A 26,221-nucleotide genomic window follows, 5' to 3' on the forward strand; every position below is an offset into this window, starting at 1 on the left:
TATTTATCAATTTTGTCATTCGAAGCATCATGGGGCCATAAGTTGTCCAGATCGGAGACACTGGTTCCATGGAAGTTTCAATCCTGCCGCTTCAGCGCACGCTTGATGTACGTCCGGGCGAAAATCTGCTCGAAGCCTTGCGTAGCAATCAAATTCCGGTTTCATACAGTTGCATGGCCGGCCGATGCGGTACGTGCCGGTGCCGTGTCGTTTCGGGAAACGTCCTTGTAACTGGCGCGACTGATTCCAATTTGCCTGCCGCCAACGGGCAATCGGTGCTGGCCTGCCAGACGACGGTCGTGGAAGACTGTGTGATAGAAATCCCGGAGGTCGACGAGATCGTCGCGCATCCAGCGAAGATCATCAAGACGACCGTTGTGGGGATCGAGGACCTGACGCACGACATAAAACGGGTGCGGCTCGCACTGCCCAAGTTATTCGAATTCTCGCCGGGACAGTACGCCACCCTGCAATTCACGCCGCAGCATATTAGGCCGTACTCGATGGCGGTCACAGCGAATTCGGACGAAGTCGAATTTCACATTCGTCTGGTGCCGGGCGGCCGCGTCACCTCGTACGTGGCGACAGATCTCACAGTCGGAAAGACAGTGCGTCTCAGCGGCCCGCTCGGAACAGCGTACCTACGGAAGAAATATACCGGTCCGATCGTATGTATTGCAGGAGGGACGGGGCTAGCGCCTATTCTCTCGATCCTGCGTGGTATGGCCGATGCCCGCATGCGCAACCCCGTGCACGTCTATTTCGGCGTTCGTTCGTCCGAGGACGTATATGGCGTTCGTTGGCTCAATGAGATTCGCGAGGCGCTGCCGGACCTCATCGTGCACGTCGTGGTCGCGGCCGGCACAGCGGGTAGCCCGTATCGCGCAGGCGTTGTCACGGAAGCGGTGAACGCTGACTGGAAAAACATGACCGGCTGGCGCGCCTATCTGGCGGGAGCACCGGTGATGGTGGATGCTGCTTCCATCCTGTTGCGCCAAAAGGGTGTCGATCCCGACCATATCTACGCGGATGCTTTTTACGCGAGCGGTGTGTAGACACCGACGTTGTCAATTAATTCCGTATCAGGAGACAAGCCATGAATGAGGCCCCCATTGTCTTTACACGGCCCGAATGGAAGGGAGACGGCTCAAGCCGCATCCCGTTCTGGGCATATACCGACGATTCAACCTATCGCAAGGAGCTTGAGCGCTTCTTCTATTCGGGCCACTGGTGTTACGTAGGGCTTGAAGCAGAGATTCCAAATGCGGGTGACTTCAAGCGCACCGTGGTCGGTGAGCGCTCGGTTATCGTCACGCGGACTAACGACGGAGAGGTCGCCGTGGTGGAGAACGTGTGCGCCCACCGAGGCGTGCGCTTCTGTCGCGAGAAGTCTGGCAACCGGAAGGATTTTACATGCCCGTATCACCAATGGAACTACGACCTGAAGGGCAATCTCGTTGGTGTGCCTTTCCGTCGTGGTGTGAAGGCAGACGGAAGGGTCAACGGTGGAATGCCGGCGGACTTCGATCCTAAGCAGCACGGTTTGACGAAGCTGAAGGTTGCCGCGCGTAATGGCGTCATTTTCGCGTCGTTCGATCACGACGCGCCTTCGCTTGAAGACTACCTAGGTCCAATCATCCTTAGCTATTTCGACCGCGTATTCGACGGTCGCAAACTCAGGATCTATGGCTATAACCGGCAGCGCATTCCAGGAAACTGGAAACTGATGCAGGAAAATATCAAGGACCCGTACCACCCGGGCTTGCTGCACACGTGGTTCGTTACGTTCGGGCTGTGGCGCGCGGATAACAAGTCCGAACTCAAGATGGACGAGCAGTTCCGCCATGCTGCGATGATCTCGACCCGGGGTTCTGGCGGGAAGGGAGACGTCACGAACGGCGTGTCCAGCTTCAAGGAGCAGATGACGCTCAACGACGACCGTTTCCTCGACGTGGTGCATGAGACCTGGTGGGGCGGCCCGACTGCAGTTCTGATGACCCTGTTCCCGAGCGTCATCATCCAGCAACAGGTCAATTCGCTTTCCACACGGCACATTCAGCCGAATGGTCACGGCTCGTTCGACTTTGTCTGGACGCACTTCGGGTTCGAGGACGATAACGAAGAAATGACCCGCCGGCGGCTGCGCCAGGCCAACCTGTTCGGCCCAGCGGGGTTTGTTTCCGCCGATGACGGCGAAGTCATCGAGTTTTCGCAGGAGGGCTTCGAGCAGAAGCCATTCCATCGAACCATCGCTGAACTCGGGGGGCGAGAAGTCGCGGACTCGGACCACATGGTCACGGAGACCCTGATTCGTGGGATGTACGCCTACTGGCGCCGTGTGATGGAGGTCTGAGATGCTCGATTTCGAAACCTGGCAACAATTGCTTGCGCTATACACCGACTATGCCCTTGCTTTGGATAGCAACGATTGGGATCGTTGGCCGGAGTTCTTCGTGGACGATTGCGTCTACAAGATTCAGCCGCGCGAAAACTATGATCGTGGCTTCCCGCTCTCGACGCTCGCGTTCGAAAGCAAGGGCATGTTAAAGGACCGTGTCTACGGCATGACCGAGACCATCTTCCATGACCCGTACTACCAAAGGCATGTAGTTAGTATTCCAAAGGTAACAGCAGTCAATGCGGGGCACATCGAGGCGCAGGCCAACTACGCGGTATTTCGTACGAAGCCTGACGAACTCACGAGTGTGTTCAATGTGGGCCGCTATATCGACTCAGTCCGACGCACGCCTGACGGACTAAAGCTCGCCAGCCGCATCTGCGTGTTCGACAGCGAAATGATCGCGAACTCGATTATTTACCCGATTTGAGGTGAAAGATGGCAAAGCAGTGGACGAAGGTCATCGAACTGGTCGCCATACCGGCGGACGATGTGACGGCTGTAATCGCCGCCGGACGCGAGGTCGCTATCTACAGCGTCGATGGAGCGGTCTATGCAACTGACAACGTCTGCACGCACGGACACGCCCGTCTGTGCGATGGATTCCTCGATGACCACGAGATCGAGTGCCCGCTGCACCAGGGCAAGTTCGACGTACGCAGCGGTAAGGCCATGTGCGAACCGTTGACCGAGGATATCCAAACGTATCCGATCAAGGTCGAGAACGGTTCGGTCTACATCGAAATTTAGCCCGACACCGGGCGCTGAAGAAACTGTCGCTCGGCGACACATTCCGTGAGCTCTCGCACCGCGAGAGCGTAGATGCAGGGACGACCATCATCAGGAGACACGCATGACTGCTAATACGGTCAAAGAACAGCGCGCTGCCTATTATCAGCAACTCTCGACACAACAGCTATCTCCGCTCTGGGAGTCGTTGCACAACCTCGTGCCCAAAGAGCCGCGACCGCAGGCCAAGGCAGCTATCTGGAAGTACGCTTCAATTCGCGATCTGGTCATGCAGGCCGGCTCGATCATCAGCGCCGAGGAAGCGGTTCGGCGAGTACTTGTGCTCGAAAATCCAGGCCTGCCGGGCAAATCAAGTATTACACCGGCGCTCTACGCCGGCCTGCAGTTGATCCTTCCCGGCGAGGTTGCGCCGAGTCATCGCCATACTCAGTCGGCGTTGCGCTTCATCATGGAAGGCCGGGGTGCTTGGACCGCGGTCAACGGCGAACGCACCACCATGCATCCCGGTGATTTCATCATCACGCCTTCCTGGACCTGGCATGACCACGGGAACCCGGGCGTCGCCGACGGTGGCGAGCCGGTTGTGTGGCTTGACGGTCTGGACATTCCTGTCGTTGGGGCGCTTGACGCTGGATTCGCTGAAAGCTATCCCGAATCCAGCCAACCGGTGCTACGCCCGGAGGGCGACAGCTTTGCGCGGTTTGGGCACAACATGGTTCCTGTCCGTCATGTGGTCAGCGATCCAACGTCGCCGATCTTCAGCTATCCCTATGAGCGCAGCCGGGAAGCACTCGATACTCTCCATCGCAATGGCGAGCTGGACGCATGGGACGGCGTCAAACTCCGCTACCTCAATCCTGTGACGGGTGGCTGGCCGATGCCTACCATTGCGACATTCATGCAGTTTCTGCCAGCCGGATTTTCCGGGAAGACTTATCGCACGACCGACGCCACCATCTTTTGTGTCGTGGAAGGCAAGGGTAGCGTGCGTATCGGCGATGCACACTTCGAGTTCGCACCACACGATATCTTTGTCGTGCCGTCGTGGCAGCCAGTGAGTCTGGAGGCCAATGACGACAGCGTGCTTTTCAGCTATTCAGATCGCCCCATCCTTTCAGCGCTGAATTTGCTGCGTGAAAAGCGCGACTAAGTTTTCGCCTTCGGTGCGAGGGATGCGCTGAGCGTTCTTCGCACACATTCGTCCAGTCAGTTAGCTATCAGGAGACTCTTGTTATGGAATTCGTTTTTCAACCTGACGCACCCGTCGCTGTGCCTATTGTGGGTAGCGATGCGCATTATGCTGTGCGCCGCGTCTATTGCGTCGGCCGTAACTATGCTGCACACGCGCGTGAAATGGGCTTCGATCCCGATCGCGAACCGCCGTTTTTCTTCTGCAAGCCCACAGACGCGGTGGTGCCGGTGGCCTATGGCGAGTCGCTGGAGTTGAACTATCCGCCTCAAACTAACAACTTCCACTACGAGGCGGAGCTGGTCGCGGTGATCGGAAAAGGTGGGTCCGACATCGCGGTAGCCGATGCACTCGATCACGTCTGGGGCTATGCCGTCGGCCTCGACATGACGCGCCGCGACTTGCAGATGAAGATGCGCGAAATGGGGCGTCCGTGGGAAATCGGCAAGGCCTTTGATCGCTCCGCGCCGATTGGCCCGATTCACAAGGCGGGTGACGTCGGGCATTTTGAAAACGGCGGCATATGGTTGACGGTGAACGGCGAAACGAAGCAGCAGAGCGACGTCGCGCATCTGATCTGGTCGGTTGCTGAGACCGTCGCCGACCTATCGAAGTTCTTCCGCCTTGAGCCGGGCGACGTCATCTACACAGGAACGCCAGAAGGCGTTGGCGCAGTAAACGCAGGGGATTCGATCACGGTAGGCGTTGAGAAGCTGGGCGAGCTTCACGTCCGCGTGGTGTAGAGGGGGGCGTCATGGAACTGCACAGTTTTTTCAATAGCTCGACCTCGTATCGGGTACGTATCGCGCTTGAGCTCAAGGGCGTTTCGTTTGACTACGTTCCGGTCAACATCCGGACCGGTGAGCACCGCAAAGAAGCGTATGTCGAAGGGGTAAATCCCTCGGCTGCCGTTCCGGCGTTGACGGATGGTGAGTTCAGCCTGGGCCAGTCACTTGCGATCGTCGATTGGCTCGACACCCGCTATCCGGAGCCGCAGCTCATTCCTGCAGAGCCCGAGCAACGTGCGCGTGTGCTGGAAGTGTCACAGCTGATTTCTTCCGATATGCATTCGGTCAACAACCTTCGTGTGCTCAAGTACCTCGATACTGTTCTGAATGTCACGCCGGAGCAGAAGAGCGAGTGGTACAAGCATTGGGTAGCCGAGGGGATGAGCGGCGTTGAACGGCTGCTCTCGAAATATGGCAGACTCCCCTGGTGCTTTGGTGAACAGCCTACGTTGGCCGACTGTTGTCTCGTTCCACAGATTGCGAACGCGCTGAGGATGGGGTGCAACCTGGATGCGTACCCAACGAGCATGGCCGTTTATCGCCACGCGATCTCTCATCCGGCGTTTGATGCAGCGCAACCTGGACTTCAGCCCGATTTTGTCTCGCCGTAACAGAAACATGGCCAGGCGCTTGCCCTGGCCTGGTTTAGAGCTCCCATGGAATGGGGCGCGAGGACAATGTTATTTATCCTCGCGCCAGTTGGGCTTGAAATGCTAATCAGAATGGGTACGGCTGTCCCGCTGGCTCGATCGTAATCCACTTGAGTTCGGTGAATTCGTCGATGACCGCACGTCCGTCGAAGCGGCCGTACCCGCTTTGCTTCATTCCCCCGTACGGCGCCTGCGCTTCGTTTTGCACCGTAGCACCATTGATGTGTACGCAGCCGGCATCGATTCTGCGTGCGACAGCCAAGGCACGGGTCACGTCGCGCCCAAAGACGGCGGACGACAAACCATACGCGGTATCATTGGCTACTCTCACTGCCTCCTCGACTCCAGATACCCGTACAACCGTTGTGACGGGACCAAAGGTTTCCTCGTCGTAAATCGCCATCGTCGGATCTACGTGGTCGACGATCGTGGGTCGCATGACTGCGGCGGCTGCTTCGCCCCCTGTCACCACCTTCGCGCCTTTCGACAACGCATCGTTGATGAGCGAATTGATTCGCTTACCCGATTCCGCGCTGACCAACGGGCCAACTACGCATTCGGCACCGGTGGCCGGGTCGCTGACCGGCAGTTCGTTTGCGCGCGCGGCAAAACGGGTAACAAACTGGTCGGCGACCTTTTCGTCGACGACGAATCGCTCGGTCGACATGCAGATTTGACCCTGGTACAGAAACGACCCGAATGTTGCCGCATTGACGGCCGCGTCGATGTCCGCGTCGTCGAGTACAACAAATGGCGCTTTGCCGCCCAGTTCAAGCAGGCAGCGCTTTAGCTGGCTCGCCGCTTTCTCTGCAATGATTCGACCTACTCGCGTTGAACCGGTGAAGTTGATTCGGCGAACTGCGGGGTGAGCGATTAGCGCGTCGATGACTTGTGGTGAATCTTCAGTAGCGCAGGTGACAAAGTTCAGCACGCCAGGGGGAAAACCCGCTTCGTAGAGACTCTGTGCGACGGCTAGGTGAGTCGCCGGACTGGTCTCGGACGCCTTGAACACGACGGTGTTGCCGCAAATCAACGGGTATGCGATCGCGCGGGCAGCAAGGAGTACTGGACCGTTCCACGGGACGATGCTTAAGACGACACCTACTGGATGCCGCTCCGTAAAGGAGAGCGTGTCAGGCTTATTAGTAGGAATTGTTTCACCTTGAATTTGCGTCGCTAACGCGGCTGCCTCGCGAAAGAGAGCGGCGGACCCCATGACGTTGAAGTCGGACCACAGGTTAGATGCGCCTATCTCGTTGGCCATTGTCTCGCGCAGAGAGAGAAGCTTGCCTTCGAGAATGTCCGCTGCCTTCAATAGTAGGCGACGACGCTCTGAAGGGCCCACCTTACTCCAACTGCCTAACGCTGCTCGCGCCGAGTCCGCTGCGGCGATCGCGTCTGCAACGGTCGCCGCTGCGCCTACCGTGACCACGCTGCCCGAAACCGGGTGGTAACGTGAGAATGTTTTACCGTCTCCAGCGTCTTTGGTTTCGTTATCTATGACGAGTTGCGTCTTCAAGTTTCTGCTCCTGTAACCCAGATTGAGCCAGTTTTACTGGCCTTCAAACATCAGTACCGGCTTGATCGTCGCTCCGCTCTCACTGTCCTTCATCGCCTCGTTGACTTGGTCGAAACGATATTGCTTGATGAGCCTGTCGAACGGGAAACGTCCTTGGCGGTACAGCTCGATGAGAGTGGGGATGAAACGGTGCGAAAGGGCGTCGCCCTGAACGATGCCCATGATTCGTCGGCTGGGAATCATGACGTCGTTAATATTCAGCGAAACCTCAGTGCCGATTTTGGTGGCACCCACGATTCCACACGTGCCGAAGATTGACAGACTGTCAACTGCTTGACGAAGCACCTCGGGCCGCCCACTGCATTCCAGTGTAAAGTTCGCACCACCCCCGGTGAACTCGCGGATCGCCTCAACCGGGTTAGCCAGTTTCGGGTTGACAGTGTGTGTGGCGCCAAGCTGAAGTGCCAATTCGAGCCGATTTGGCACGATATCGACGGCGATAATGGTAGTCGCGCCTGCTACTCTGGCAGCCATGATGGCGGCCAGTCCGACTGCCCCTGTCCCGAACGCCGCAAAGCTTGAGCCCGCTGATACTTTCAGAGAGTTCAGCACGGCGCCGGCACCCGTCTGGATACCGCAACCCAAAGGGGCGAGCAGTTCCAGTGGGATGTCTTTGGGAACCTTGATAACGTTGCGATCGCTTGCGAGTGCATAGGTTGAGAATGAAGATTGGCCAAAGAAATGACCGTGGACGGAATGTCCCGCGCAATCGCAGAGGCCACTCGTACCATCTTCTCGCGCTCCTCCGAAATTCAGAGGTGCCATGTTTTCGCAGTATGCAGGGTGCCCGGACACGCATGTATCGCAATGTCCGCAAGACATGTATGTCATCACGACGTGATCGCCCGGCACAACTCGCGTTACCTCGCTGCCGACGGCCTCGACAATTCCGGCACCTTCGTGACCGAGTACAAGTGGGAGTGGCGTGGTAAACAACTGGTCACGGATGACCATGTCCGTGTGGCAAACACCAGTGGCAACTATCTTGACAACTACTTCGTGTGGTTGCGGATCTCCGAGAGTGAGTTGTTCGAGCGTGAGAGCACCGCCCGCGGTGCGGACGATGGCTGCAGTAATCTGTTGTGGCATGAAATGTCTCCTGGGGAATCGCGTCGGGTCGGCTTTCGGGAGCAGTAATTTTTTTGCGAATAGGCTGCCGCCGCTGCTCTGTTTCTTCGAGAGATCACTGACCGAAGTTTGACGCATCAATCGTTTTATGCATGCACGGCGTCAGCTTTGCTCGGTGGTGTCGACTTACAAATAATGGACGACAGTGGACGTTGGGCCAATAAAGCCACGCTTAATTGGCATATTCACGGGGTGAATATTGCTTCGTCGGGAGGAGCGCGATGGATAGGCCTCGCAAGGTTCGCCGTACCTTCCTGGCTGGCAGGTTTGGCGGTAATGACGCACGAGGCAAGCGGGACCTTGGAAGTAACGCGACCAGCCGAATTTTCAAGGATAGCGACCAAGTGAACCGATGAGCCTTTTCGTCTAGTTCAGGTATCTCGGCGTAGACGTCGACACATTGCCTCGTGCACCTAGCGGGTGAAGCTGCTGGCTCTAGTCGGCTCACCGCTCTGCTAGGTTGGCAGTTCGGGAGATGCACATGGGCCGCCCCATTGCAGGTACTGGTGTAGAGCCGCTTCCATATCTTGTGGCGATGATCTGCTGCGGTTCGTTTTAGTTTTCGACCCAATCCACCATCCGCAGCAGCATATCGTGAGCTTCGTCAGGTGGCACGAAACACGGATAAGGTTGACCTAGTCTCATGCCTAGACTATGGCCGAAATCGCTGCGGAGGTGGGTGAGGAAGACGTCTTCGTCGTCTGATCACGAAAGGGATACGTGTCGCGTTTCGCGCATGCAAAGCATGCCAATAAGGCCTACCGCTGAGGCTACGGATACATACGCGCCTACCCAACTCAAACCGCCGTGTGCGGCTAGCAACTGAGCGATATATGGCGCGACCGACGCTCCAAGGATACCGCCCAAGTTGTAGGAAACGCCCGCCCCGGTGTATCGGACGTTTGTCGGAAAGAGTTCTGGTAGCAGGGCGCCCATCGGGGCGAACGTTGCACCCATCAGGAACAACTGAATGACGAGGAAAAGCAGGATCAGCGTAGTGGAGCCACTTCCGAGAAGCGGCTCCATCAAGAATCCCGACAGAATAGCTGCAGTAATGCCCGCGATCATCACAGGTTTTCTGCCGCAACGGTCTGATGCCCACGCCGCGAGCGGTGTAGCGAGCGCCATAAATACCACTGCAATGCAAAGCAGGCCGAGAAAGGTCTGACGTGGCATGTGCAGCACCGACACGCCGTACGAGAGGGAAAACGTGGTGGAGTTGTAAAACAACGTGTAACAAGGCACCATCGCCAACGCCCCGAGCAGAGTGGGGAGCCAATGTTTCGAGAGGAGTTCTGCGCTTGGGACCTTTATACATTCGCGCTTCTCAATTGCGGCGCGGAAGGCGGGCGTTTCGGCAATCTTGAGACGGACGTACAGACCCAACACAACGAGGACTGCGCTGACGAGAAAGGGAACTCGCCACCCCCAGTCGCGAAACTGGTCGTCAGTCAGTGTCAACGATAGCGCAAAGAAAAGGCCGTTCGAAGCAAGGAAGCCGATTGACGGGCCCAGTGCGGGAAACATGCCGTACCAGCCACGCTTACCCGCGGGAGCGTTTTCTGTGGCGAGCAGTGAGGCACCTCCCCATTCACCGCCCAAGCCTATACCTTGACCGAAACGGAGCGCGCATAGCAGAACCGGTGCGAGACTCCCGATCGAGTTGTAGCCAGGTAAAAAGCCGATCAAAGTGGTTGACGTGCCCATCACCAGGAGTGAACCAACTAACGTCGACTTCCGGCCGATGCGATCACCAAAGTGACCGAACAAAAATGATCCTATAGGACGGGCAATGAAGGCGATCCCGAACGTCACAAATGCCGACAGGGCTTGCGCGGTTGCCGATCCCCGTGGGAAAAATACCGGGCCGATAACTAACGCAGCGGCTGTCGCATAGACGTAGAAGTCATAGAATTCGATGGCTGTACCTATAAAGCTCGCGAACAATATCTTCGTACTCCTATTTTGTTGTTTGACGGAGTTTACTTTTGTAGTAGGTACAGATGAGACTGACATTTTTAGGTTCTCCGAGGCGTGGCTACGTCTGTTCTTGTGGTGGTGTAGAGGTTGTCCGACCGGCGTGCCAGTGACAACGGTCTGCGATCGAATCAGGGCTGAACGAGGCAGATGTCGTCGACGGCGGATTCAAGTGTTCGCAGCGTTAAATTTATACATGAAATATATTGTGCATATGTAGAAATATGATCAGGATAGTTCCTGATAGGGTAAATGCGTATAACTGGCGCAGGCCTCGTTTTCCATGAAATATGGCGATTAGGTCTTGCCAACGTGCAAAGGCAGTGCCAGCAACTATTTCTTCTGGATTGGTATGAAACATAGAATTCGTATGTGAATACTTACCGTTTTCAAATGTTCGCGCAGTCTTCCACATGAGACGGCGATCTTGTTGGCGCGTGTCTTGCAGCTGTTGCACTGGCTCAGAAGGAATGCACCAAGTGGACGCCAATAGATAACCGCTAACCCTGCAGTGTGCGACGCGTTCATCTGACCAGTGTCTTACTAGAGGCGCGAAAGACGGGTTCAGAAACTTGCCGGCGCGTCTCGCGCTGCTCGACGATGTCAATCATTGATGGGGAGGCAGTGGTCGCAAGATCGAGCCGACGGAATCATTACGGTGGACTTGACATCCGGTTTCCGAGAACACTACCTGGCGCCCTGCATCAGACCGTTAGTGGCTTGTCAACGACTTCCTGGTTAGCGCTGAGCCTGTGGTTGCCTCTTCGCTGCTGATGGCGGAAATGGCGCGCGAACATCTGTCACACGGTTGGTTGCTTATTGTGTCGCACCCGATGCGGTGTTTCTAATCGGATTCGTGGTACCGACGATCGTCATTCACGTGGACGAATCGGCTCTTCCAGTGGTGAGCGACGTATAACCCCGTGCTGCGTCGAAGCCAGAGATGAGAGGCGTCCGTAACGAGCGTCGTCGATTGCGCGACGCAGTCTTGACGGTTTCTCGCTGTCGTCGTGCATCGACAATAGCAGCATTCCGCTGGCAGAAATCGCGTCGCACGTGTTTGTTCAACGAAGCACATGCCCACGTCGGACAGCGGTAATACGCCGGTCGACGTGGGGGTAAGGAGAGCCGACCGGCGGTTCAGAAACCAGCATGTCCTTTGGCGACTCGCCATAAGGCGTCGGAGCCATGTCCTATGGTAGATAGCCGCTTTCTTCCGGGCTCAAAGCGAATCAGATCGGGACCCAATTTCCCGCCGGCCGAAGTAGATCGAACGATGACGCATGCTAGTCGCAGCCCGCGACTAGCAATCTTCAATCAGACGATGTTGCGACGAGGTCGAAGTGCTCGACCTGAGGTGCGCAGGCGAAGTAGGGGTCGACAATGCTTCGCCACTCAACGGCTGCGAGGGTGCCCCGAAAGCCGAGTGTGTGGTCCTCCAAGCTATCCCATTCGATCTGAAGGATATAACGCTCCGGTGATTCGACGCTTCGCCGCAATGAGTAGTGGCGAAAGCCCCTTGCTTTTGCGATGACCGTCTCGACACCGCGTCGCACGGCTTGCTCAAACTCTGCTTGTTGGCCGGGATAGGTGAGCAGATCCGCTAGTTCGAGAATCATGGAGGGTCCTATTTGGTTCATGGGGACAGATGGGAGTCGTGTCGTGTGGGCATTTCGTTCAAGATCCACGATGTGACCGACGCGTGTTGAGGCGACCATCCCAGATCGTGCCGCGCGCGCTTGGCGCGGACGCGGCTGTTGCTGCCGAGCGAGTAGAAGGCAAGCGGTTCGCTCCAGCGGCTTGCGGCTTCTTCGGCGTCGAGCGACTCAACGGTGCCTAGCCCGAGCCTTGTCGCGATTGCCGCCCCAATCTCGGCGAAGGAAGCCTCTCCGTTCTCCACAAAATAGAATGCGCCGCTCGTCGCGTTGTCAAACGCGAGCAGATAGAGCGCGGTGACGTCGTCGATATGGACATTCGACCACCGATTTGCGCCTTTGCCGACGATCTGCACCACGCCATTTTCGCGCGCGTTCTGGACCAGAGAAGGGATCTGTATGCTGAGCGGATTGATTCCACGCCCAACTCCATAAATGAGGCTGGGACAGATCACAGCCGACCGGATGCCGCGATCTGCCGCGCCGAGAATGAACTGGTTCAGCGCATGCCTGGGCTGTTTGAGCGGCTCGACGACGAACGGCGTGTCTTCATCAAATATCGCATCCGCGGTCCACTCGCCGCGGGCATCGTCGCCGATCACACTTGACCCGCTCGTATGCAGAAATACTTTGCCCGACCCTTGTAGGGCTTCGAGCATGGCTTCTACCGATTCAAGGTCGTCGGCACTTGCGGTGTTGATCACACCGTCGGCGGCTCTTGCTTCGAATTTGAGCAGATCGACATCGGCAAGCGATCCGAAGACCGGCTCGATTCCGGCGTTACCGACCAGTTCGGCGTTAGCTGGCGAACGAACGAGTCCGCGCACACGATGCCCCGCGTCCTTCAGCGCCGCGGCGACGCTGCCACCGATGTATCCGGTTGCGCCTGTAAGGAAGATGTTCATTGGTGAGAATCCTTGATGAAGTTGCGGACGGGCCGCGCGCGGCAAATCTATGTTCGGGTCGGCAGACTATCAGCGTCCGTCGACAGCGTATGTTGACGCTGCTGCCTCCGCCCGCGCACCGCAAATGCCGCAGTGCGGCGGACCCGATTCCGCCGCCTCCGCCCGTGACGACCGCGATCTTGCCTCTGAGCCGCGGGCCATCAAGTTTCCTTGTTCTGTGTATGCAAGCCTCTCGAACGTTGGTCGGACGTTCGAGTCATCCGACACGTTAAAGTCTACATTAATTTATATGTGAAGTATTAAGTGTACTGGCAAACAGATCGGCAAGTGCGGATCGAAAATGTGGCGACATTGATGTTTTTATGCGAATTCCCTATTGTGCTCGGAGAGCGCAGCAATCTGGATGTCGGCCGGGTAGTACAGATCGCTGCCGCGGGCTGGGCTATAGCCGGCCTTTTCGAGTTGGGCCAGCTCGGCGTACTTGCGGGTGACAAGCAGGTCCGACTGTGCGAACGAGGCGACCGGAGCGGTGAGCACCGCGGCAATACGGCGGCTTGAATGAGCAACTTCACGATGACTTACTTCTGAATTCTTTCTGTTCATGCTGCGAACACGCTTGTTGGTAGCCAGTGAGCCATTCTATTAATTCATTTGATGCGGATAAACAGCTGTCGCCTAGACAATGAAACGAATGGTTCGCCGCCTCGCACATGGCCGTGACAATGCTCATTAAGGCTGCCGTCTTGCGCCACGTCAATTCCGTTGAACAGAGCGTGGGGTGTTTCTACACCCACCGATCCATCTTTTACTTTCCCGTTCACGTGACAGTCGGTGCGCTACGCGTCACTGATCATGAAGCCACAGAGGGTCGTTTTCGACGATCGCGCGGGCGCCAATCGTCGCCCGATTGCCATCCGCTCGCGCGGTTCGTCACAAATTCGAGCGCGTCCGGCACGACAGTCGGCGCGACTCGCATCTCCCTTCGCAGCACCTCCCCGTCTCATGGCACCTCTGCGTATGTAGTACCAGTTTCACAAGCGAAGCGCTAACCGAGCCCGCTCAGAACGCGATGCGCCGTCATCTCGCGGCACTTTTCGTTGTCGTCATAGGGTTTGCCCTAGCCGGTTCTCCACCTATAGAGTGTTTTATATGCGCACACTATATTTCTTCCGTAAAACTTGCATTGCTGGCCATCGCCTCATGTCTGTTCTGTCGGGTCGACCGATAACAAATAAATAGTACGAACATTATGGGATACCTGCCTATGTCTGCATTGCCCTTTTTCGACAACGCAGGCTGGGCTGTCGTGGGTAGGCGCACGTATCGATTGCATCGGCCGCCGGATTACTCGGCATGCTCGCAATGAACGAAACGAAGACCGTCTCCCTTTCCTGAAGCGGGAACGTTCAGCCATTGCTCTCGTATGCGTATCTTGCGCAGAGGTCATCTAGCCTCTCACTTATTGCCGCATCATCCTTCCGCATTCATCAACGTTCTAAATCGACGTAGGCCGAAATTTGCTGACGTCTGCTCCCAAGAAAATACCGAATTAAGTCAGCCTCAAGGAGACGACATGAACATGAGAAAGAGTGGCCAGGTTTTCGAGGCATCGCGGCAGATGGTGCCTGCTGTGATGGCATCATGCGTGGCCGCAGCAGCAATCGTTTTATCTGGCTGCGGAGGGCACGGCGACGGCGCGCCCGTCGTTAGTCCCGCAGGCCCCGTAACGAGTGCGCAGGTGCCATGCGAAACGCTTACAAACACGGCGATTCCTGACGGTATTGTGCAGAGTGCACAATCAATTGCAGCCGGAAGTTTCACTCCACCCGGTCAAGCAAGCGCGATTACGGGATTACCGGCTTTTTGCCGCGTGACGGTGCTGATGCAACCAACGCCGGATTCTGACATCAATGTCGAAGTCTGGCTCCCACAGACAGCTTGGAACCGCCGCTTCCTGGCTACGGGCAACGGAGGAGGTGCCGGATCAATCGCTTACGTCACAGGCATCGCGCAAGGACTTCAGCGTGGCTTCGCGTCAGCCAATACCGATTTGGGCACATCACCAAACATAAACAATATGATTGGTCATCCGGAGCGCTGGAACGACTTCGGTTACCGCGCGAATCATGAGATGACAATTGCCGGCAAAGCGCTCGTCAATGCTTTTTACAAGACAGGCCCGCAGACTTCCTATTTCTCTGGTTGTTCCACCGGAGGACAGCAGGCACTCTCCATTGCCCAGCGGTATCCGACCGACTACAACGGAATCATCGCGGGTGCACCAGCGTTCAACCGAACGCACCTGAATGCCATGTTTTCCTGGAACCTGAAAGCTCTTAACGCGACTGGAGCTCAGATGACACAAGGAAAGCTGAACATGGTCACCGCTAACGTTGTCGCATCGTGTGCGGGTAAGGACGGTGGAGCGCCGACAGACGGATTCCTCACTGATCCGCGCCAGTGCAACTTCAATCCAGACACGTTGCCGAAATGCTCGAGTAGCAACGACGACACCTGCCTGACGCCAGCACAGCTAACAGCGCTGGAGGCGACATACGCTGGCCCGACGAATCCTCGCACAGGGGAACGGATTTTTTCCGGCATGCCTTTCGGTACCGAGAACCTGCCCTTGGGTCTCGTAAATCAGCAAGACGCTTCCGCGTGGCCGTCTCAACAACTCTACGATTTGTTGTGGACGTTCGGCGCCGGCTACGACTACCTGTCTTTCGATTTCGACCACAACATCGACACGGTTGATGCATTGCTCGCGCCCCCGCTGAATGCCAATAGCGCTGACCTCAATGATTTCAAGTCCAACGGCGGAAAGCTGATCATGTACAACGGCAGTTCGGACCCAGGTGTTCCACTCCCATCTGAGATCGAATATTACGAGCGCGTCGTACAGGACCAGGGAGCCGATCTTAACGCGACGCAGAACTTCTTCCGCTACTACATCGTACCGGGCATGGGACACTGCGCCTCTATCGGCGGAGGAGCTGGGGTTGGTGAGTTCGGGCAGTCCTATGCTACTTACCTTCCTCCGGACAAGGCGCACGACGTACTTTTACAGCTGGTAGATTGGGTTGAGAATCAAACGCCCCCTATACAGCTTATAGCGAGCAAGTACAGTACGGGAGCAAATCCTCAGCCGGTGATGCAGCGTCCGCTTTGTGCTTATCCGCAACTGCCGGTATACCAGGCTGGGGACCCCACTGCGGCCAGTAGCTTCATTTGCAAAGATGGCCCTCGTGGCGGAGTTCCTACACCCGCGCCCCGCTACCTGAACTGAGTGCGCACATCGTGCCTCAATACCCGTGCATGAAGCCGTCGCGAGTATTAGGGCTCGCCTTGATCTTCCACGCCACGCGTATAAGTTCCTTTTACCGAAGTCCGCGAACGGTATTTGTACGGCAAGACGCTTTATCTGAAGCAATGACGACGATGAATTGCTCGCTAGATCAGCGACCACGGGTATCCTCGCGGGCTCCGCAGTTTCCGACACTTGCACTACAGTCATGATCGGGCCAAGTGTTTCCTCGTGGTAAGTCGCCATCGATGGAGTTACGTGTTCGATGATCGTAGGCTGCATCGTGTCGGCGGCCCTGGTTTGACCGCCCGTCATACCACCTTCAGCCTTTCGACAACGCGACACTGATTAGCGAACGGGTTCGCCTACCCGATTGTGTTAAGGGTGTCACTCTGGCCACTGATTCACGCTGCGGACTTTTGTCCGCACTCTCCAAACGGTGTGTTGATCCATTTCGGTAATGAAAAGGTAGCCGCCGTGAATGGTGACGTTCGACGGAACCATGCCGGCGCCAGCGGGCATACGGATGGCCCCGTAATAAAAGCCGTGGGAATCGAAGACATCGACCTCGCCGGCGCCATAGTGCGCGGCATAAACATTGCCGTCAGAGTCAATGGTCATGCTATCCGGGCCACGACCGCCGTTGAGATAGGCAAAGACCCAGGCTGAATCCACATCCAGTTCTCCCGGACTTCTGACCGGAACGGCAATTATCCGATTCGAGCCCCAGTCGTCGATGTACAGCGTTCGCTCATCCGGCGACAATACAATGCCGTTAGGAAAAGCAAGATTTCCCGAGATTAGCTTACGTACGTCGCCGTTTGTTGCGAGATAGAAAACCTGACCTTGTGGATGAAGCACACTCGATCCATATGCGTCGGTTAGATAAAGTCCTCCTGCGCGATCGAAATAGAGATCGTCGAGACCGTGAAAGTTCTCGGTTCGATATCTGTTTGTTACGTAGGTTACCTTTAGTGTCTTTGTGTCAAGCCAGAAGACACCAAGCTTGTTGTCTACGCCAAATAGACGACCATCGCGTGCGAATCGCGTTGCATTTGGAGCCGGAGTCTGAGCAACTACCTCACAGTGTCCGCTGGGCGTTACGCGAAAAATGCTGCCGGTTGCCGGGCTGACCATCCAGAGATTCCCATCTCTATCAAAACTCGGTCCCTCGAGGCGCCCAACGCATTCATCGGTGAACTTCTCAAGCTGACAGGAACCGCAGATAGCTTCCAGTCCGAGAGAGCGGCCCGGCATGCCTATCTGACTACCGAGACTGACGCTGGGTTGCGGCGATGTATAGGTAAAGTTCGACGACGGCATTGGATAAGCCGACGGTTGCGCCATAAGCAGTCGTGGCGAGGGCAAAAGGGCAATTAAAAAGCCTGCCACACCGGCAATCGCCCGATAATTGAGTGTCATGGAATTTCTCTGAAGACATGTCGGTAACGGGAAAACCCAGGATGAACGAGATGGAAAGACCCGGCAACGAGTCAACGAACCGTGACGGGTCTCAGCTTCGCTTAGAACTTGTGCCTTATCCCCATGATCACCGAGAGTTCATGATCGTTTCCAGAAGGCGCTGTACCGCTCGTGAGATCAGCTACAGCGCTCTTTCCAAGCGAGTTTGTACCGGAAGCTTTTTGATATGCAGCCGTCGCATAAAGTGAAGTTCGCTTTGAAACTGAATAAATGGCGCCCAGATTCATTTGTTGATACTTCGCGCCTTCACTATTATTCGCCCCGCTATCTCTCGTCTGACTGTAAGCAGCGCCGAGCAGTAGCGCTGGATTCACCTGATACGTTACGTTAATTTCGCCAGTGTTGAACGACGCCGAACCACGATACTGTGCCGCCGCGCCTGTCGTCACGCCTGTAATACTGCCGAGCCCACCGAATTTGACGTTGCTGTAGAGCAAAGAGACAATAGCGGGACCTAAGGTATATCCTCCACCGACCACAGCTATCTGTTCTGATTCGGCAGACGCGTACCCCGCGACTGTGACGTACGGGATGTTGCTTCCTGTCAGACTGTCGCTGGGCTTACCCCCCCAGAAAGAGAAGTTGGGATCCTTCGCAAAAAAATACGATGCTCCCATTTTGAGCAAACCATTGTCGTAACCTACTGCAACGTCATAAATATTATTTCGGGTGAAGTTACCCGCCACGCCCCCCAGGCTGTACATACCGGAAAAGATCAAACCGCCGAAGTTTGGGGACTGGTATTTGACGGCGTTGCTGATGATATTGATGCCGTCGAGGTTGTCGACATCCACTGCATGGGTACCATCCGCAGTTCCGCTTGATGCCCACGTGCCGCCCGCTGACAGGCGTAGATAGCCCGTCATCGTGCTGTAAGAAGCGTCATTCTGTCTGCCGAACGTCACCGTCCCATATTGATCGCTGCTAATGCCAACAAAGGCTTGGCGGCCGAAGAGGCTACCACCTTGCTTAAGTGCACCCGTGGTCGCACTGAACCCATTCTCGAGCGTGAAGATGGTTTTCAACCGGTTCCCTAGATCCTCCACACCAGTCAGTCCCCATCGACTTCCTGTCTCGCCGCCGCTTGTCAAAGCGACTTGATGAGATCCACCTACGTTCGATGTATATGTGATGCCAACGTCAACAATGCCGTAAAGCGTAACGCTGCTCTGAGCGTATGCGCTACCGGCAAAAAGTGTCCCAATGACGGAAGTTATGAGCGTTTTTTTCAACTTCTCCTCCTTTTTATTTTGTACACGGCTATAAAATATTCGTATTCCTAATCAACCTAAAAACTCGAGCAAGCGCGACCGTCTGGATATGGTCTACGTTTATCGAAATACCAACAACTCCCTTGCTAAATCTCGCGTTCCATTTCCGGGCTTTGACTCAACAGGGCGAACGAATGCCCCGCTTCATGGTTAAGTTCTAAGCTGCTTCGCTCCAGCGGCGGCCCTACTGCGCAGCGATGTACAAAGCCACCACATCTTTGAGATGGGCGATCTGAACGTCAACGCGTATCGTGTCGTCTTCAACCTTATTGTCGGAACGGACAACCACACCTGATGCATCTCCCGTTAGAACCTCAAAGGAATGATATTTACGTGCCGGAAGGTCCAAGGCGATCGATATATCCCTGACCGGGACGAGATCTACAACGGGACGCCGGGGCGAGGACGTGACGTTAATGACGTGCAGCAAAAACCCGCCTTCGTCATTGTCAACTTTCGAAATCGTCATCTGAACGCTAGCCGGCGCATTCGTGCTCAACCTGTTGGCATCGCCAAGCATGTACGACACCGTATTTCCCAGCAGCATCGAGTAATCCGGGTGTCCGTGATGCCAGACATTTCTGTCCACTTCGGTGGCGAAGTAAATGGACCGTCCGTCGCCGAATACGTTTTCGATGACAGTTGCGTACGGAGTCTCCATCGACGTTAGCCATGCTTTTTCCGGTGGCTGCGGATAAATGGCCGGAACATATGTGGCCAGTGATTGAGCGCCGCTTCCTTGATGCACTTCGACCAGCAAACATTCACCCCAATTAGCGATGAGTTGAGTTTGCTCGAAATCGCGCATGACCGGGTGCTCCCGTTGCCTGATCCACTGATATCCCCACTTCGATGAATCTTTGGACAGACCTGAGTAAGAGCAGCCGAAGACGTCGGTCAAGGCAAAATCGTCCCGAAGCTCCCCAACCTCATTGCGAAGCGCTGTAGATCCCGTCGAGATAACATGTCCGCCAGCGGAAACGAAAGCGCGAATAACTTCAGCATGCGTGTCCGATAGCAATTCACAATGCGGAATTATCAATAATTTCTTATTCGTAAGCTTCTGGGCCGAGAAATCAAGATCGAGAACGAAATCATATTGAAGGTGTCTATCTTGCAGAGTTTGCTCTAGACCGAGAATATTAGTGAGATAGTGGTCTTCCGCCCGATTTTGTCTGCGATGTTTTATATTTGTCTTTTGTGAATAGAATATTCCGACTGGCGCGATCGACTTCTGAGAGTGCAGCTTACCCTCGTGTCTCTTCATTACTCTGAATACGTCGCGAACCACAGCTTCGTTGCGCCGATCGTAGGTTGCGCCCGGGTGTTGACCGTTGAAGATAACATCCCACAGCGAGCCGCCAGCACTCAGTGCCTGCCACATCCATATCTTTAGTTCTGCCGGCGAGTTTGAGACGTAACGAAGTTGATTATCCATGCCCAAGTGACCGAAGAGAACGACCGGTGTCTTTTCTTCATCTAACGCCTTCAGAAACTTGGTGAGGGTCCCAGGTCCATTCAACGGCTCATGATTTCCTATAAAGAGCGGAGTAACCAGAAAGTCCATTGCGTCTTTTATGTTGTAGAGATCATGCCCCGCGGAGTTGTAGAAGTCATAGAACAAGCCGAATATTTCGGCGCAAAAAGCCTTGTCGTCTCCGAACTTCTTGATCTCCCGACGAAAAGCGGAGAGATGGCGGTGTAGCATTCGGGACTTCCACGCCCTATATGTATCGTATTTCGATTCAGCGAAGTGTCCGCCACGTGGCAATTCATCGTCATGGTCTTCCATAAACGCTGCCTGGCATCGCTTGCAGTAGCACACTCCCTCGTGCATTGAGGCGTTTTCCCAAATTCCGTCCACGTTGTATTCTTCGAACAGATGCCGCGCGAAGTCGAAGGCATGCTCATTGCGATACCAGCCAAGGTAGCACGGCGTGTATAGGGTTTCTGGAAGTGGATGCCCCAGGTAGTTGAACACTTGAGGTTGGCAAGCTTCGTCTACCGCAAACGCATCAGGTCGCTGTTCGAAGACTCTTTTTTCGGCGCCCCGAAAATCAACTCGCGCAATGACTCTAATGCCGCGCGAGTGGCACTCCTCTGTTAGCTCTTGAATGATGTCTTTCGAGCCGACAAATTTGCTAATATTTGCGAATTCGAGTTTATTCTGAAAAAAATCAATCACTCCACCTGCGTTGATGACGAGGCAGTTAGCATCGGCCGAGACGAGATACTCCACTACGCGTGCAGCGTCGTAATCGATTAGATCCACTTCACGCAGTACTGTCTGATATATCCTGAGCTGCTTTTTGTACCAAAGCTGTTCTTTCATGGATGCACCCTAATGTGATGTTTCTTCGTAAATTGCTTTTACGTGTGTATATCGAGAAGCACGCGCTTTGCAGCGTGCTCTCACACGTTATTTTCTTGAACTTCACTGATGGCTGTTTCTCCTACAACGTTCTTGACGAGAAGAAAAAGACTGAGGCCCGCAAGCATGCAGATGAACGCACTCAAAAATAGCGCGGACCGAAATGATCCTGTAATGTCGATCGACAGACCGGTGACCAGTGGCGAAAGGGTTGCGCCGAGGAACGCTGCGAATGTCGAAGTAGTAATCGCAGATCCCACCAGACTCTTCGGGAAGAAAATCGTCACAGCGGCCCATTGAGCGGTTCCTGCCATCTGCATGAAAAAGAGGGCACAGAAGCTCGCTGCGATAGCCAGTGCCGGAGCGTTCGAAAAGCCTACGACCGCGGTAGCCGCTCCTGCACCGCAAACGCCTACAAGAATCGGTGCTTTACGGCAATTAACACGCCCGATCCCCCGACGTTCGAGCCAATCGGAACCGATTCCACCGATGAAAGCACCGAAGATTCCACCCAGAAACGGAATCGCAGCAAGCACCCCTGTCTTGGCAATACTGACATGAAACTCTAGTTCAAGATAAAGCGGCAGCCAGCCCGAGAACATCAAGCCCACCCAGCCGAGGCTGAAGGCACCAATCATGAGTCCCCATGTCGTCCTGAAGTGGAAGAGCGCTTTCCAACGCGCAAACGTAACGGGTACGTGAGACGCCCCTTTTACTGATCCGCCTTCGCCATCCGAAAGGAGCCGTCGCTCGCCGTCCGAGAGCTTTGCGCGACTCAAATCTCGATACATGACGAAATAGACAATGGAAAAAACGATTCCAGCGACACCCATGCACAGAAACATGTTCCGCCAGCCGAGATGTAACATCGCGCCAGTCAGTAAAAGCGGGGCAAGAAAAGGGCCGAGTGAGGTGGAGGACGTGTATACCGCAGTAGCCAAGCCGCGCCTGCGGATCGGAATCCATGTTGAAACCATCTTGGCGTTCGTGGGCGCGGTTGGTGATTCAGCGACGCCAAGGACAATGCGAGTGGCTAGCATTGGAAGGTAGCCACGGACAAGACCACCGGCCAACTGTGCGCACGACCACACCATGATGGCGCACGTCATAAGGTATCGAGCGCCAAGCCGATCAACGAGGTAACCTGCCGGCATGTTGCACAAGGCATAACTGAACGACCAGGCTGAGAGAAGGGCGCCCAGTTGCACTGCCGTGAGGCCAAGGTCAGACCGCATATGAACAGCAGCAATACTGATCGTACTTCGATCAAGGTAATTTATAACAGTCATTGCCAATGCAAGAATGACAAAGGTCACCTGTTTTCTGCGGAGACTACTTGCAGCAATCCGATCGTCCGTCAATATTCCCAAATTTAATTCACTCATTATTTCACCTGAAACCGTTTATTCGTAACGCTTAAAATTAGATCCAAGCAAGCCGCGCGATGCTGACCCTCTTGGCTGCAAAACCAGATAAAACGTGTCTGTCCAGAAATTGGAAGCCCCCAATGACGGAGAAAGGTTATCTCCTAAACAATCGCTACGCGGCGATCTAACGATCGGATATTGGAAATACACACCTTTTTTATCAAAACATAGGACTACTTTACATAGCAAATACTACCTGTTTAGCCGGCCAATTTGCCTACTGCCGGCTTTCGAAGAACGGACCACCTCGATGATGCTGGGGCCACCCTCTATGTGTCAGATTTTGTACCATCGCCTGGTATTGCCAGCGATGCTTCTAAGTTTGACCAGGCTGATGGGAGCCCAAAAAACACTTCTTGAAGTTGAACTTGGAGATCGTTTTTCTCGGTCTAGGTTGTCCTGCAGATTTACCAGTCGATCGTGTTGGTGGGTTCTACGCGTTGCGCTGGCTTTCCTGGGCCGTTAGCGGATTCCAGCCTCAGCGAGTCTGCGAGCAGCGTTGTATAGGTGCGTTTGAACAGCAGTGCGTGCGGCCATTGGATCGCCCGAACGAATAGTCGCGGCGATAGCCATATGCTCTTCACGGACTTGCCGTGAAAACCGCTCGCTCATCGCTTCATTGTGACGCGTCACAATAACGCCGGCCTCGAAGTACTGATTTAGAAATGTCAGTGTTTTGATAAAATAGGGATTGCCCGCAACAACTGCGATGGAATGGTGAAACCCGACATCTTCGGCGACCCCATCGCGTCCCTCTGCGACCGCGTCGTCAATCTTGGTCAGAGCAGAATCAATTTCCAGCATTTGGGCGTCAGTACGGTGCGTCGCTGCCTCAGACGCCGCTTCGGCCTCTATTGCGCGTCGCAGCGCAAGTAACTGGAAAATGGAGCCGCCCTCCGTCGCCTCAGCGTAGTCGATTCGCAAAGGACGGATCGCCCCATGCACTGATATATAGATCCCGCTACCTTGCCGTGGCTCCACAACACCCTCGTTTTTCAGTCGGGAAATCGCTTCGCGAATCACCGTACGGCTAACGCCGAACTCCTGCGCCAAGACGGCCTCCGTCGGCAGTTTACTGCCTCGCTTAAAGGCTCCATCGGCGATCTCGGCGAGCAACTTCTGCGCAACGGTGTCGCTAAGTGCCACGATTGGTAATTTTTCTAACATGAAAGTTTCAGAGAGCGTGCGTTGGTAAGTCATATTGTTATAGTACAAATTCGCGGTTGTCGAAGCATTCGGATAAACCCTTTACAAGAGCGTCTGACGGGAACGTATGGAGATCTTTTAAGCAACTATCCGCACGAGGAATCTTCTGTCCAAGCCTTATCCCACCTTAAGTTCCACGACTTGTCTCCAAACGCACAATGCCCATTATCAATTTCAGTGATATTTGATATCACAGCGAATCAAACCCAATCTCGGGATCCTCGAGACAGGGATAGGACAACGTCGCAACGACTACCGCAGCATCAGGGAAGTGCGTCTGTGGATGCAGCGCCATGAGGGCGGCGGCTGTCCGGCTGCCGGGTGTTGATCTCGACATACTTGTGCCATACCTCAAGCACGATCAATTAGCGCGAGTTTGCGTGGTACTCACCGACAAACCCGCTGGAAAGGCGCGCAAGTGGGTCCTCGCGTTGCACCACCCCTGATCAGCGATAAGTGGCGTGTGTCACTTCAAGCGCGAGCGTCCCGACAACCCGTCCTGAGTTGCATTGACCGTCTCGGGAGTATCGCGTCCGCTTAACGAAGGCTTGCGCCCGATATGCCATGCACCCTCACGAGGCTGTTGCCGCCACGTGCGCAGAGTGGCGGTGCCGGCCACGCCAATCGAAAGCGCTGCGCGAGTCCCGTCTCAACAGGCGCCCGAGATCTTCAGGCGTTTGCACGAAGCCGATCCACGACGACCCATGCCATGAGTTGGTCAACGCGGTGATCGCGTGGTCGGCGATGCGCGCAAGCCCGAAGCGCAGATACGCCTCGGGATCGACATCGTTAAGTTTGGCCGTGCCGATGAAGCTGTAGATCGCGGCAGCGCGTTCGCCGTCCGAGTCAGCGCCAGCAAACAGATAGTTGCGGCGACAATGCAATTATGTGCACTGAAAAGGAAACGGGCTTCGGGTTCAGCTCGCGCGGGCCGGCGTCAGGTGAACCGGACACGATGCTCCCAAGGCTGCTACGTCGATGCAAGATGCCATCACTGGCCGCTTACGGCGCTCCGCGCCCACAAGATCATAAACGAGATGAAGAAGGCAAAACGACAACTACTCCTCGGGTAACATTCCCTCGTGAGGCAACACGAGCGGACTTCCTAGTTGTCGCGCACCACCGGCTTTGTAAGCGCATGCAGTCCAAGGGGTCCCACGTGGCGTTTGGCTATGAGGCCGGATCGTGTGGGTTCGGACTGCACCGCCAACTGACGGACAAAGGTCATACTTGCATGGTCTGCGCGCCGTCACTGATTCCCAGGACGCTTGGCGAGCGAGTGAAAACTGATTGCCGCGATGCGGCCAAGCAGGTGCGATCGCTGCGTGCCGGGGGATCTCTCGCCTGCGCACGTGCCGACGGTCGAGGACGAGGCGTTCCGTGATCTGGTGCGTGCCTGGGGCGCGGCCAAATAGGATCTGAAGCAGGCACGGCAGCGTCTGAAGACATTCCTGCTGATTCCCGACGTGCGTTACTCCGGCCGCGCTGACTGGGGCCCGGGACACCGACGCTAGACAGTGGCTATCCATTTGATTCACCGTGGCAGCAACTCGCATTCGAGGAGCACCGCCGCACGATCGAGTACCGACTGACCCAATGCGAACGGCTGGAGGCAGCCCTGCGCGAAGTGGCACCACAGTGGCGTTTCTTCCATGTGTGAAGACTCTGCAGGCACTACGTGGCATCCAGTTCACCACGGCGATCGGCCTGCTGGCCGAACTCGGTGTCGCTGTCCACGCAGAATTGACCCTAACAGCAATGCGCGCCGTTTGCTGGTCAAAGTAGCGTGGTCTTACCGTCACCCGGCCAAGATCAGCCAAGCGATCCAGAAGCGACACGAAGCGCTACCCAAGCCCATCATGGACCGTGCCTGGGATGATCAACTGCACCTGTGCAAGCGCTACCGCAGACTTACTCACGCGGCACCCCCCCCCAACGTTGCTCTGGCAGCCGTCGCCCGTGAGCTGGCGGGTTTCGTCTGGGACCTCGCACAGATGACGCCCATCACCGCAACCGTGCAGGCCACGTAAAACCATCGGCTCAGGCCTCAGTCACGCGAGGGAGGATCAAGAGTCTTCTGAAGGCGGTGCGGCGCGGTCGGCGAACAACCCGCGAAGATCCTACGAGATGACATCTGA

Annotated in this window: 19 protein-coding genes and 3 pseudogenes; 9 read left to right on the top strand and 13 right to left on the bottom strand. The window is 55.6% G+C overall.

The annotated features are described in order from the left end of the window. Positions 1-68: 68 nt before the first annotated feature. The 7 genes from EOS_RS16990 to maiA all read left to right on the top strand — a co-directional run bounded on the left by EOS_RS16990 (position 69) and on the right by maiA (position 5,736). Positions 69-1,055, top strand: coding sequence for a 2Fe-2S iron-sulfur cluster-binding protein (locus tag EOS_RS16990; protein WP_047847830.1), 987 nt, complete (start codon positions 69-71; stop codon positions 1,053-1,055). Positions 1,056-1,096: 41 nt separating this feature from the next. Continuing rightward, positions 1,097-2,353, top strand: a complete 1,257-nt coding sequence (locus tag EOS_RS16995; protein ID WP_047847831.1) for an aromatic ring-hydroxylating dioxygenase subunit alpha — start codon at positions 1,097-1,099, stop codon at positions 2,351-2,353. Between the two features lies 1 nt (position 2,354). Then, a complete protein-coding gene (locus tag EOS_RS17000; RefSeq protein ID WP_047847832.1) occupies positions 2,355-2,828 on the top strand; it encodes an aromatic-ring-hydroxylating dioxygenase subunit beta in 474 nt (157 codons plus the stop codon). Positions 2,829-2,836: 8 nt separating this feature from the next. Next, entirely contained in the window at positions 2,837-3,148 is a 312-nt protein-coding gene (locus EOS_RS17005; RefSeq protein WP_047847833.1) for a non-heme iron oxygenase ferredoxin subunit, read from the top strand. 103 nt (positions 3,149-3,251) lie between these two features. Further along, entirely contained in the window at positions 3,252-4,298 is a 1,047-nt protein-coding gene (gene gtdA, locus EOS_RS17010; RefSeq protein WP_047847834.1) for a gentisate 1,2-dioxygenase, read from the top strand. An 83-nt stretch (positions 4,299-4,381) separates the two neighbouring features. Continuing rightward, the gene (locus EOS_RS17015; RefSeq protein WP_047847835.1) at positions 4,382-5,080 is read left to right on the top strand and encodes a fumarylacetoacetate hydrolase family protein; all 699 of its coding nucleotides are present in this window, start codon (positions 4,382-4,384) and stop codon (positions 5,078-5,080) included. Positions 5,081-5,091: 11 nt separating this feature from the next. Continuing rightward, a complete protein-coding gene (gene maiA / locus EOS_RS17020; protein ID WP_047847836.1) occupies positions 5,092-5,736 on the top strand; it encodes a maleylacetoacetate isomerase in 645 nt (214 codons plus the stop codon). Between the two features lie 106 nt (positions 5,737-5,842). On the opposite strand, the gene EOS_RS17025 is transcribed toward maiA, so the two are convergent. The 6 genes from EOS_RS17025 to EOS_RS46305 all read right to left on the bottom strand — a co-directional run bounded on the left by EOS_RS17025 (position 5,843) and on the right by EOS_RS46305 (position 13,622). Beyond that, positions 5,843-7,294, bottom strand: coding sequence for an aldehyde dehydrogenase (locus tag EOS_RS17025; protein ID WP_047847837.1), 1,452 nt, complete (start codon positions 7,292-7,294; stop codon positions 5,843-5,845). A gap of 33 nt (positions 7,295-7,327) precedes the next feature. Beyond that, complete coding sequence (locus EOS_RS49250; protein WP_407639149.1) at positions 7,328-8,560, bottom strand: NAD(P)-dependent alcohol dehydrogenase; 1,233 nt, start codon at positions 8,558-8,560, stop codon at positions 7,328-7,330. Between the two features lie 627 nt (positions 8,561-9,187). Next, positions 9,188-10,498, bottom strand: coding sequence for an MFS transporter (locus EOS_RS17035; RefSeq protein ID WP_047847839.1), 1,311 nt, complete (start codon positions 10,496-10,498; stop codon positions 9,188-9,190). Positions 10,499-11,772: 1,274 nt separating this feature from the next. Further along, entirely contained in the window at positions 11,773-12,078 is a 306-nt protein-coding gene (locus EOS_RS17040) for an antibiotic biosynthesis monooxygenase family protein (RefSeq protein ID WP_047847902.1), read from the bottom strand. A 17-nt stretch (positions 12,079-12,095) separates the two neighbouring features. Continuing rightward, positions 12,096-13,019 (bottom strand): NAD-dependent epimerase/dehydratase family protein, encoded by a 924-nt coding sequence (locus tag EOS_RS17045; RefSeq protein ID WP_047847840.1) that lies wholly within the window; start codon positions 13,017-13,019, stop codon positions 12,096-12,098. 360 nt (positions 13,020-13,379) lie between these two features. Continuing rightward, positions 13,380-13,622: a DUF4148 domain-containing protein gene (locus EOS_RS46305; RefSeq protein ID WP_407639150.1), complete on the bottom strand. Its 243-nt coding sequence runs from the start codon at positions 13,620-13,622 to the stop codon at positions 13,380-13,382. Between the two features lie 970 nt (positions 13,623-14,592). Between EOS_RS46305 and EOS_RS17055 the strand changes: the two genes are divergently transcribed. Further along, positions 14,593-16,308 carry a tannase/feruloyl esterase family alpha/beta hydrolase gene (locus tag EOS_RS17055; protein ID WP_053063915.1) on the top strand — a complete coding sequence of 572 codons (1,716 nt, stop codon included), beginning with the start codon at positions 14,593-14,595 and terminating at the stop codon, positions 16,306-16,308. Positions 16,309-16,515: 207 nt separating this feature from the next. On the opposite strand, the pseudogene EOS_RS49255 reads toward EOS_RS17055, so the two are convergent. The 7 genes and pseudogenes from EOS_RS49255 to EOS_RS17085 form a co-directional block, all read right to left on the bottom strand. Beyond that, positions 16,516-16,641 (bottom strand): annotated as a pseudogene (locus EOS_RS49255) (aldehyde dehydrogenase family protein); the annotation flags it as partial. Between the two features lie 72 nt (positions 16,642-16,713). Beyond that, complete coding sequence (locus tag EOS_RS44615) at positions 16,714-17,748, bottom strand: SMP-30/gluconolactonase/LRE family protein (RefSeq protein ID WP_082163390.1); 1,035 nt, start codon at positions 17,746-17,748, stop codon at positions 16,714-16,716. Between the two features lie 101 nt (positions 17,749-17,849). After that, a complete protein-coding gene (locus EOS_RS17065; RefSeq protein ID WP_047847843.1) occupies positions 17,850-19,040 on the bottom strand; it encodes a porin in 1,191 nt (396 codons plus the stop codon). A 223-nt stretch (positions 19,041-19,263) separates the two neighbouring features. After that, positions 19,264-21,411: a beta-galactosidase trimerization domain-containing protein gene (locus tag EOS_RS17070; RefSeq protein ID WP_047847844.1), complete on the bottom strand. Its 2,148-nt coding sequence runs from the start codon at positions 21,409-21,411 to the stop codon at positions 19,264-19,266. Positions 21,412-21,491: 80 nt separating this feature from the next. After that, entirely contained in the window at positions 21,492-22,835 is a 1,344-nt protein-coding gene (locus tag EOS_RS17075; protein WP_047847845.1) for an MFS transporter, read from the bottom strand. Between the two features lie 504 nt (positions 22,836-23,339). Next, positions 23,340-24,044 carry a FadR/GntR family transcriptional regulator gene (locus EOS_RS17080; RefSeq protein WP_047847846.1) on the bottom strand — a complete coding sequence of 235 codons (705 nt, stop codon included), beginning with the start codon at positions 24,042-24,044 and terminating at the stop codon, positions 23,340-23,342. A gap of 708 nt (positions 24,045-24,752) precedes the next feature. Next, positions 24,753-24,958: pseudogene (locus EOS_RS17085) on the bottom strand (transposase domain-containing protein); the annotation flags it as partial. 110 nt (positions 24,959-25,068) lie between these two features. Here EOS_RS17085 and EOS_RS48155 point away from each other — a divergent pair. Beyond that, a pseudogene (locus tag EOS_RS48155) lies at positions 25,069-26,113 on the top strand (IS110 family transposase). Positions 26,114-26,221: the final 108 nt, after the last annotated feature.

It is taken from the genome of Caballeronia mineralivorans PML1(12), assembly GCF_001028175.1.
Taxonomy (GTDB): domain Bacteria; phylum Pseudomonadota; class Gammaproteobacteria; order Burkholderiales; family Burkholderiaceae; genus Caballeronia; species Caballeronia mineralivorans.

What these genes read in the sequence shown, in the direction of transcription:
- EOS_RS16990 (WP_047847830.1), top strand. Translation starts at nt 69, where the DNA reads ATGGAAGTTTCAATCCTGCCGCTTCAGCGCACGCTTGATGTACGTCCG.
- EOS_RS16995 (WP_047847831.1), top strand. Translation starts at nt 1,097, where the DNA reads ATGAATGAGGCCCCCATTGTCTTTACACGGCCCGAATGGAAGGGAGAC.
- EOS_RS17000 (WP_047847832.1), top strand. Translation starts at nt 2,355, where the DNA reads ATGCTCGATTTCGAAACCTGGCAACAATTGCTTGCGCTATACACCGAC.
- EOS_RS17005 (WP_047847833.1), top strand. Translation starts at nt 2,837, where the DNA reads ATGGCAAAGCAGTGGACGAAGGTCATCGAACTGGTCGCCATACCGGCG.
- gtdA (WP_047847834.1), top strand. Translation starts at nt 3,252, where the DNA reads ATGACTGCTAATACGGTCAAAGAACAGCGCGCTGCCTATTATCAGCAA.
- EOS_RS17015 (WP_047847835.1), top strand. Translation starts at nt 4,382, where the DNA reads ATGGAATTCGTTTTTCAACCTGACGCACCCGTCGCTGTGCCTATTGTG.
- maiA (WP_047847836.1), top strand. Translation starts at nt 5,092, where the DNA reads ATGGAACTGCACAGTTTTTTCAATAGCTCGACCTCGTATCGGGTACGT.
- EOS_RS49250 (WP_407639149.1), bottom strand. Translation starts at nt 8,560, where the DNA reads ATGCGTCAAACTTCGGTCAGTGATCTCTCGAAGAAACAGAGCAGCGGC.
- EOS_RS17035 (WP_047847839.1), bottom strand. Translation starts at nt 10,498, where the DNA reads ATGTCAGTCTCATCTGTACCTACTACAAAAGTAAACTCCGTCAAACAA.
- EOS_RS17040 (WP_047847902.1), bottom strand. Translation starts at nt 12,078, where the DNA reads ATGATTCTCGAACTAGCGGATCTGCTCACCTATCCCGGCCAACAAGCA.
- EOS_RS17045 (WP_047847840.1), bottom strand. Translation starts at nt 13,019, where the DNA reads ATGAACATCTTCCTTACAGGCGCAACCGGATACATCGGTGGCAGCGTC.
- EOS_RS46305 (WP_407639150.1), bottom strand. Translation starts at nt 13,622, where the DNA reads ATGAACAGAAAGAATTCAGAAGTAAGTCATCGTGAAGTTGCTCATTCA.
- EOS_RS17055 (WP_053063915.1), top strand. Translation starts at nt 14,593, where the DNA reads ATGAACATGAGAAAGAGTGGCCAGGTTTTCGAGGCATCGCGGCAGATG.
- EOS_RS44615 (WP_082163390.1), bottom strand. Translation starts at nt 17,748, where the DNA reads ATGACACTCAATTATCGGGCGATTGCCGGTGTGGCAGGCTTTTTAATT.
- EOS_RS17070 (WP_047847844.1), bottom strand. Translation starts at nt 21,411, where the DNA reads ATGAAAGAACAGCTTTGGTACAAAAAGCAGCTCAGGATATATCAGACA.
- EOS_RS17075 (WP_047847845.1), bottom strand. Translation starts at nt 22,835, where the DNA reads ATGAGTGAATTAAATTTGGGAATATTGACGGACGATCGGATTGCTGCA.
- EOS_RS17080 (WP_047847846.1), bottom strand. Translation starts at nt 24,044, where the DNA reads ATGTTAGAAAAATTACCAATCGTGGCACTTAGCGACACCGTTGCGCAG.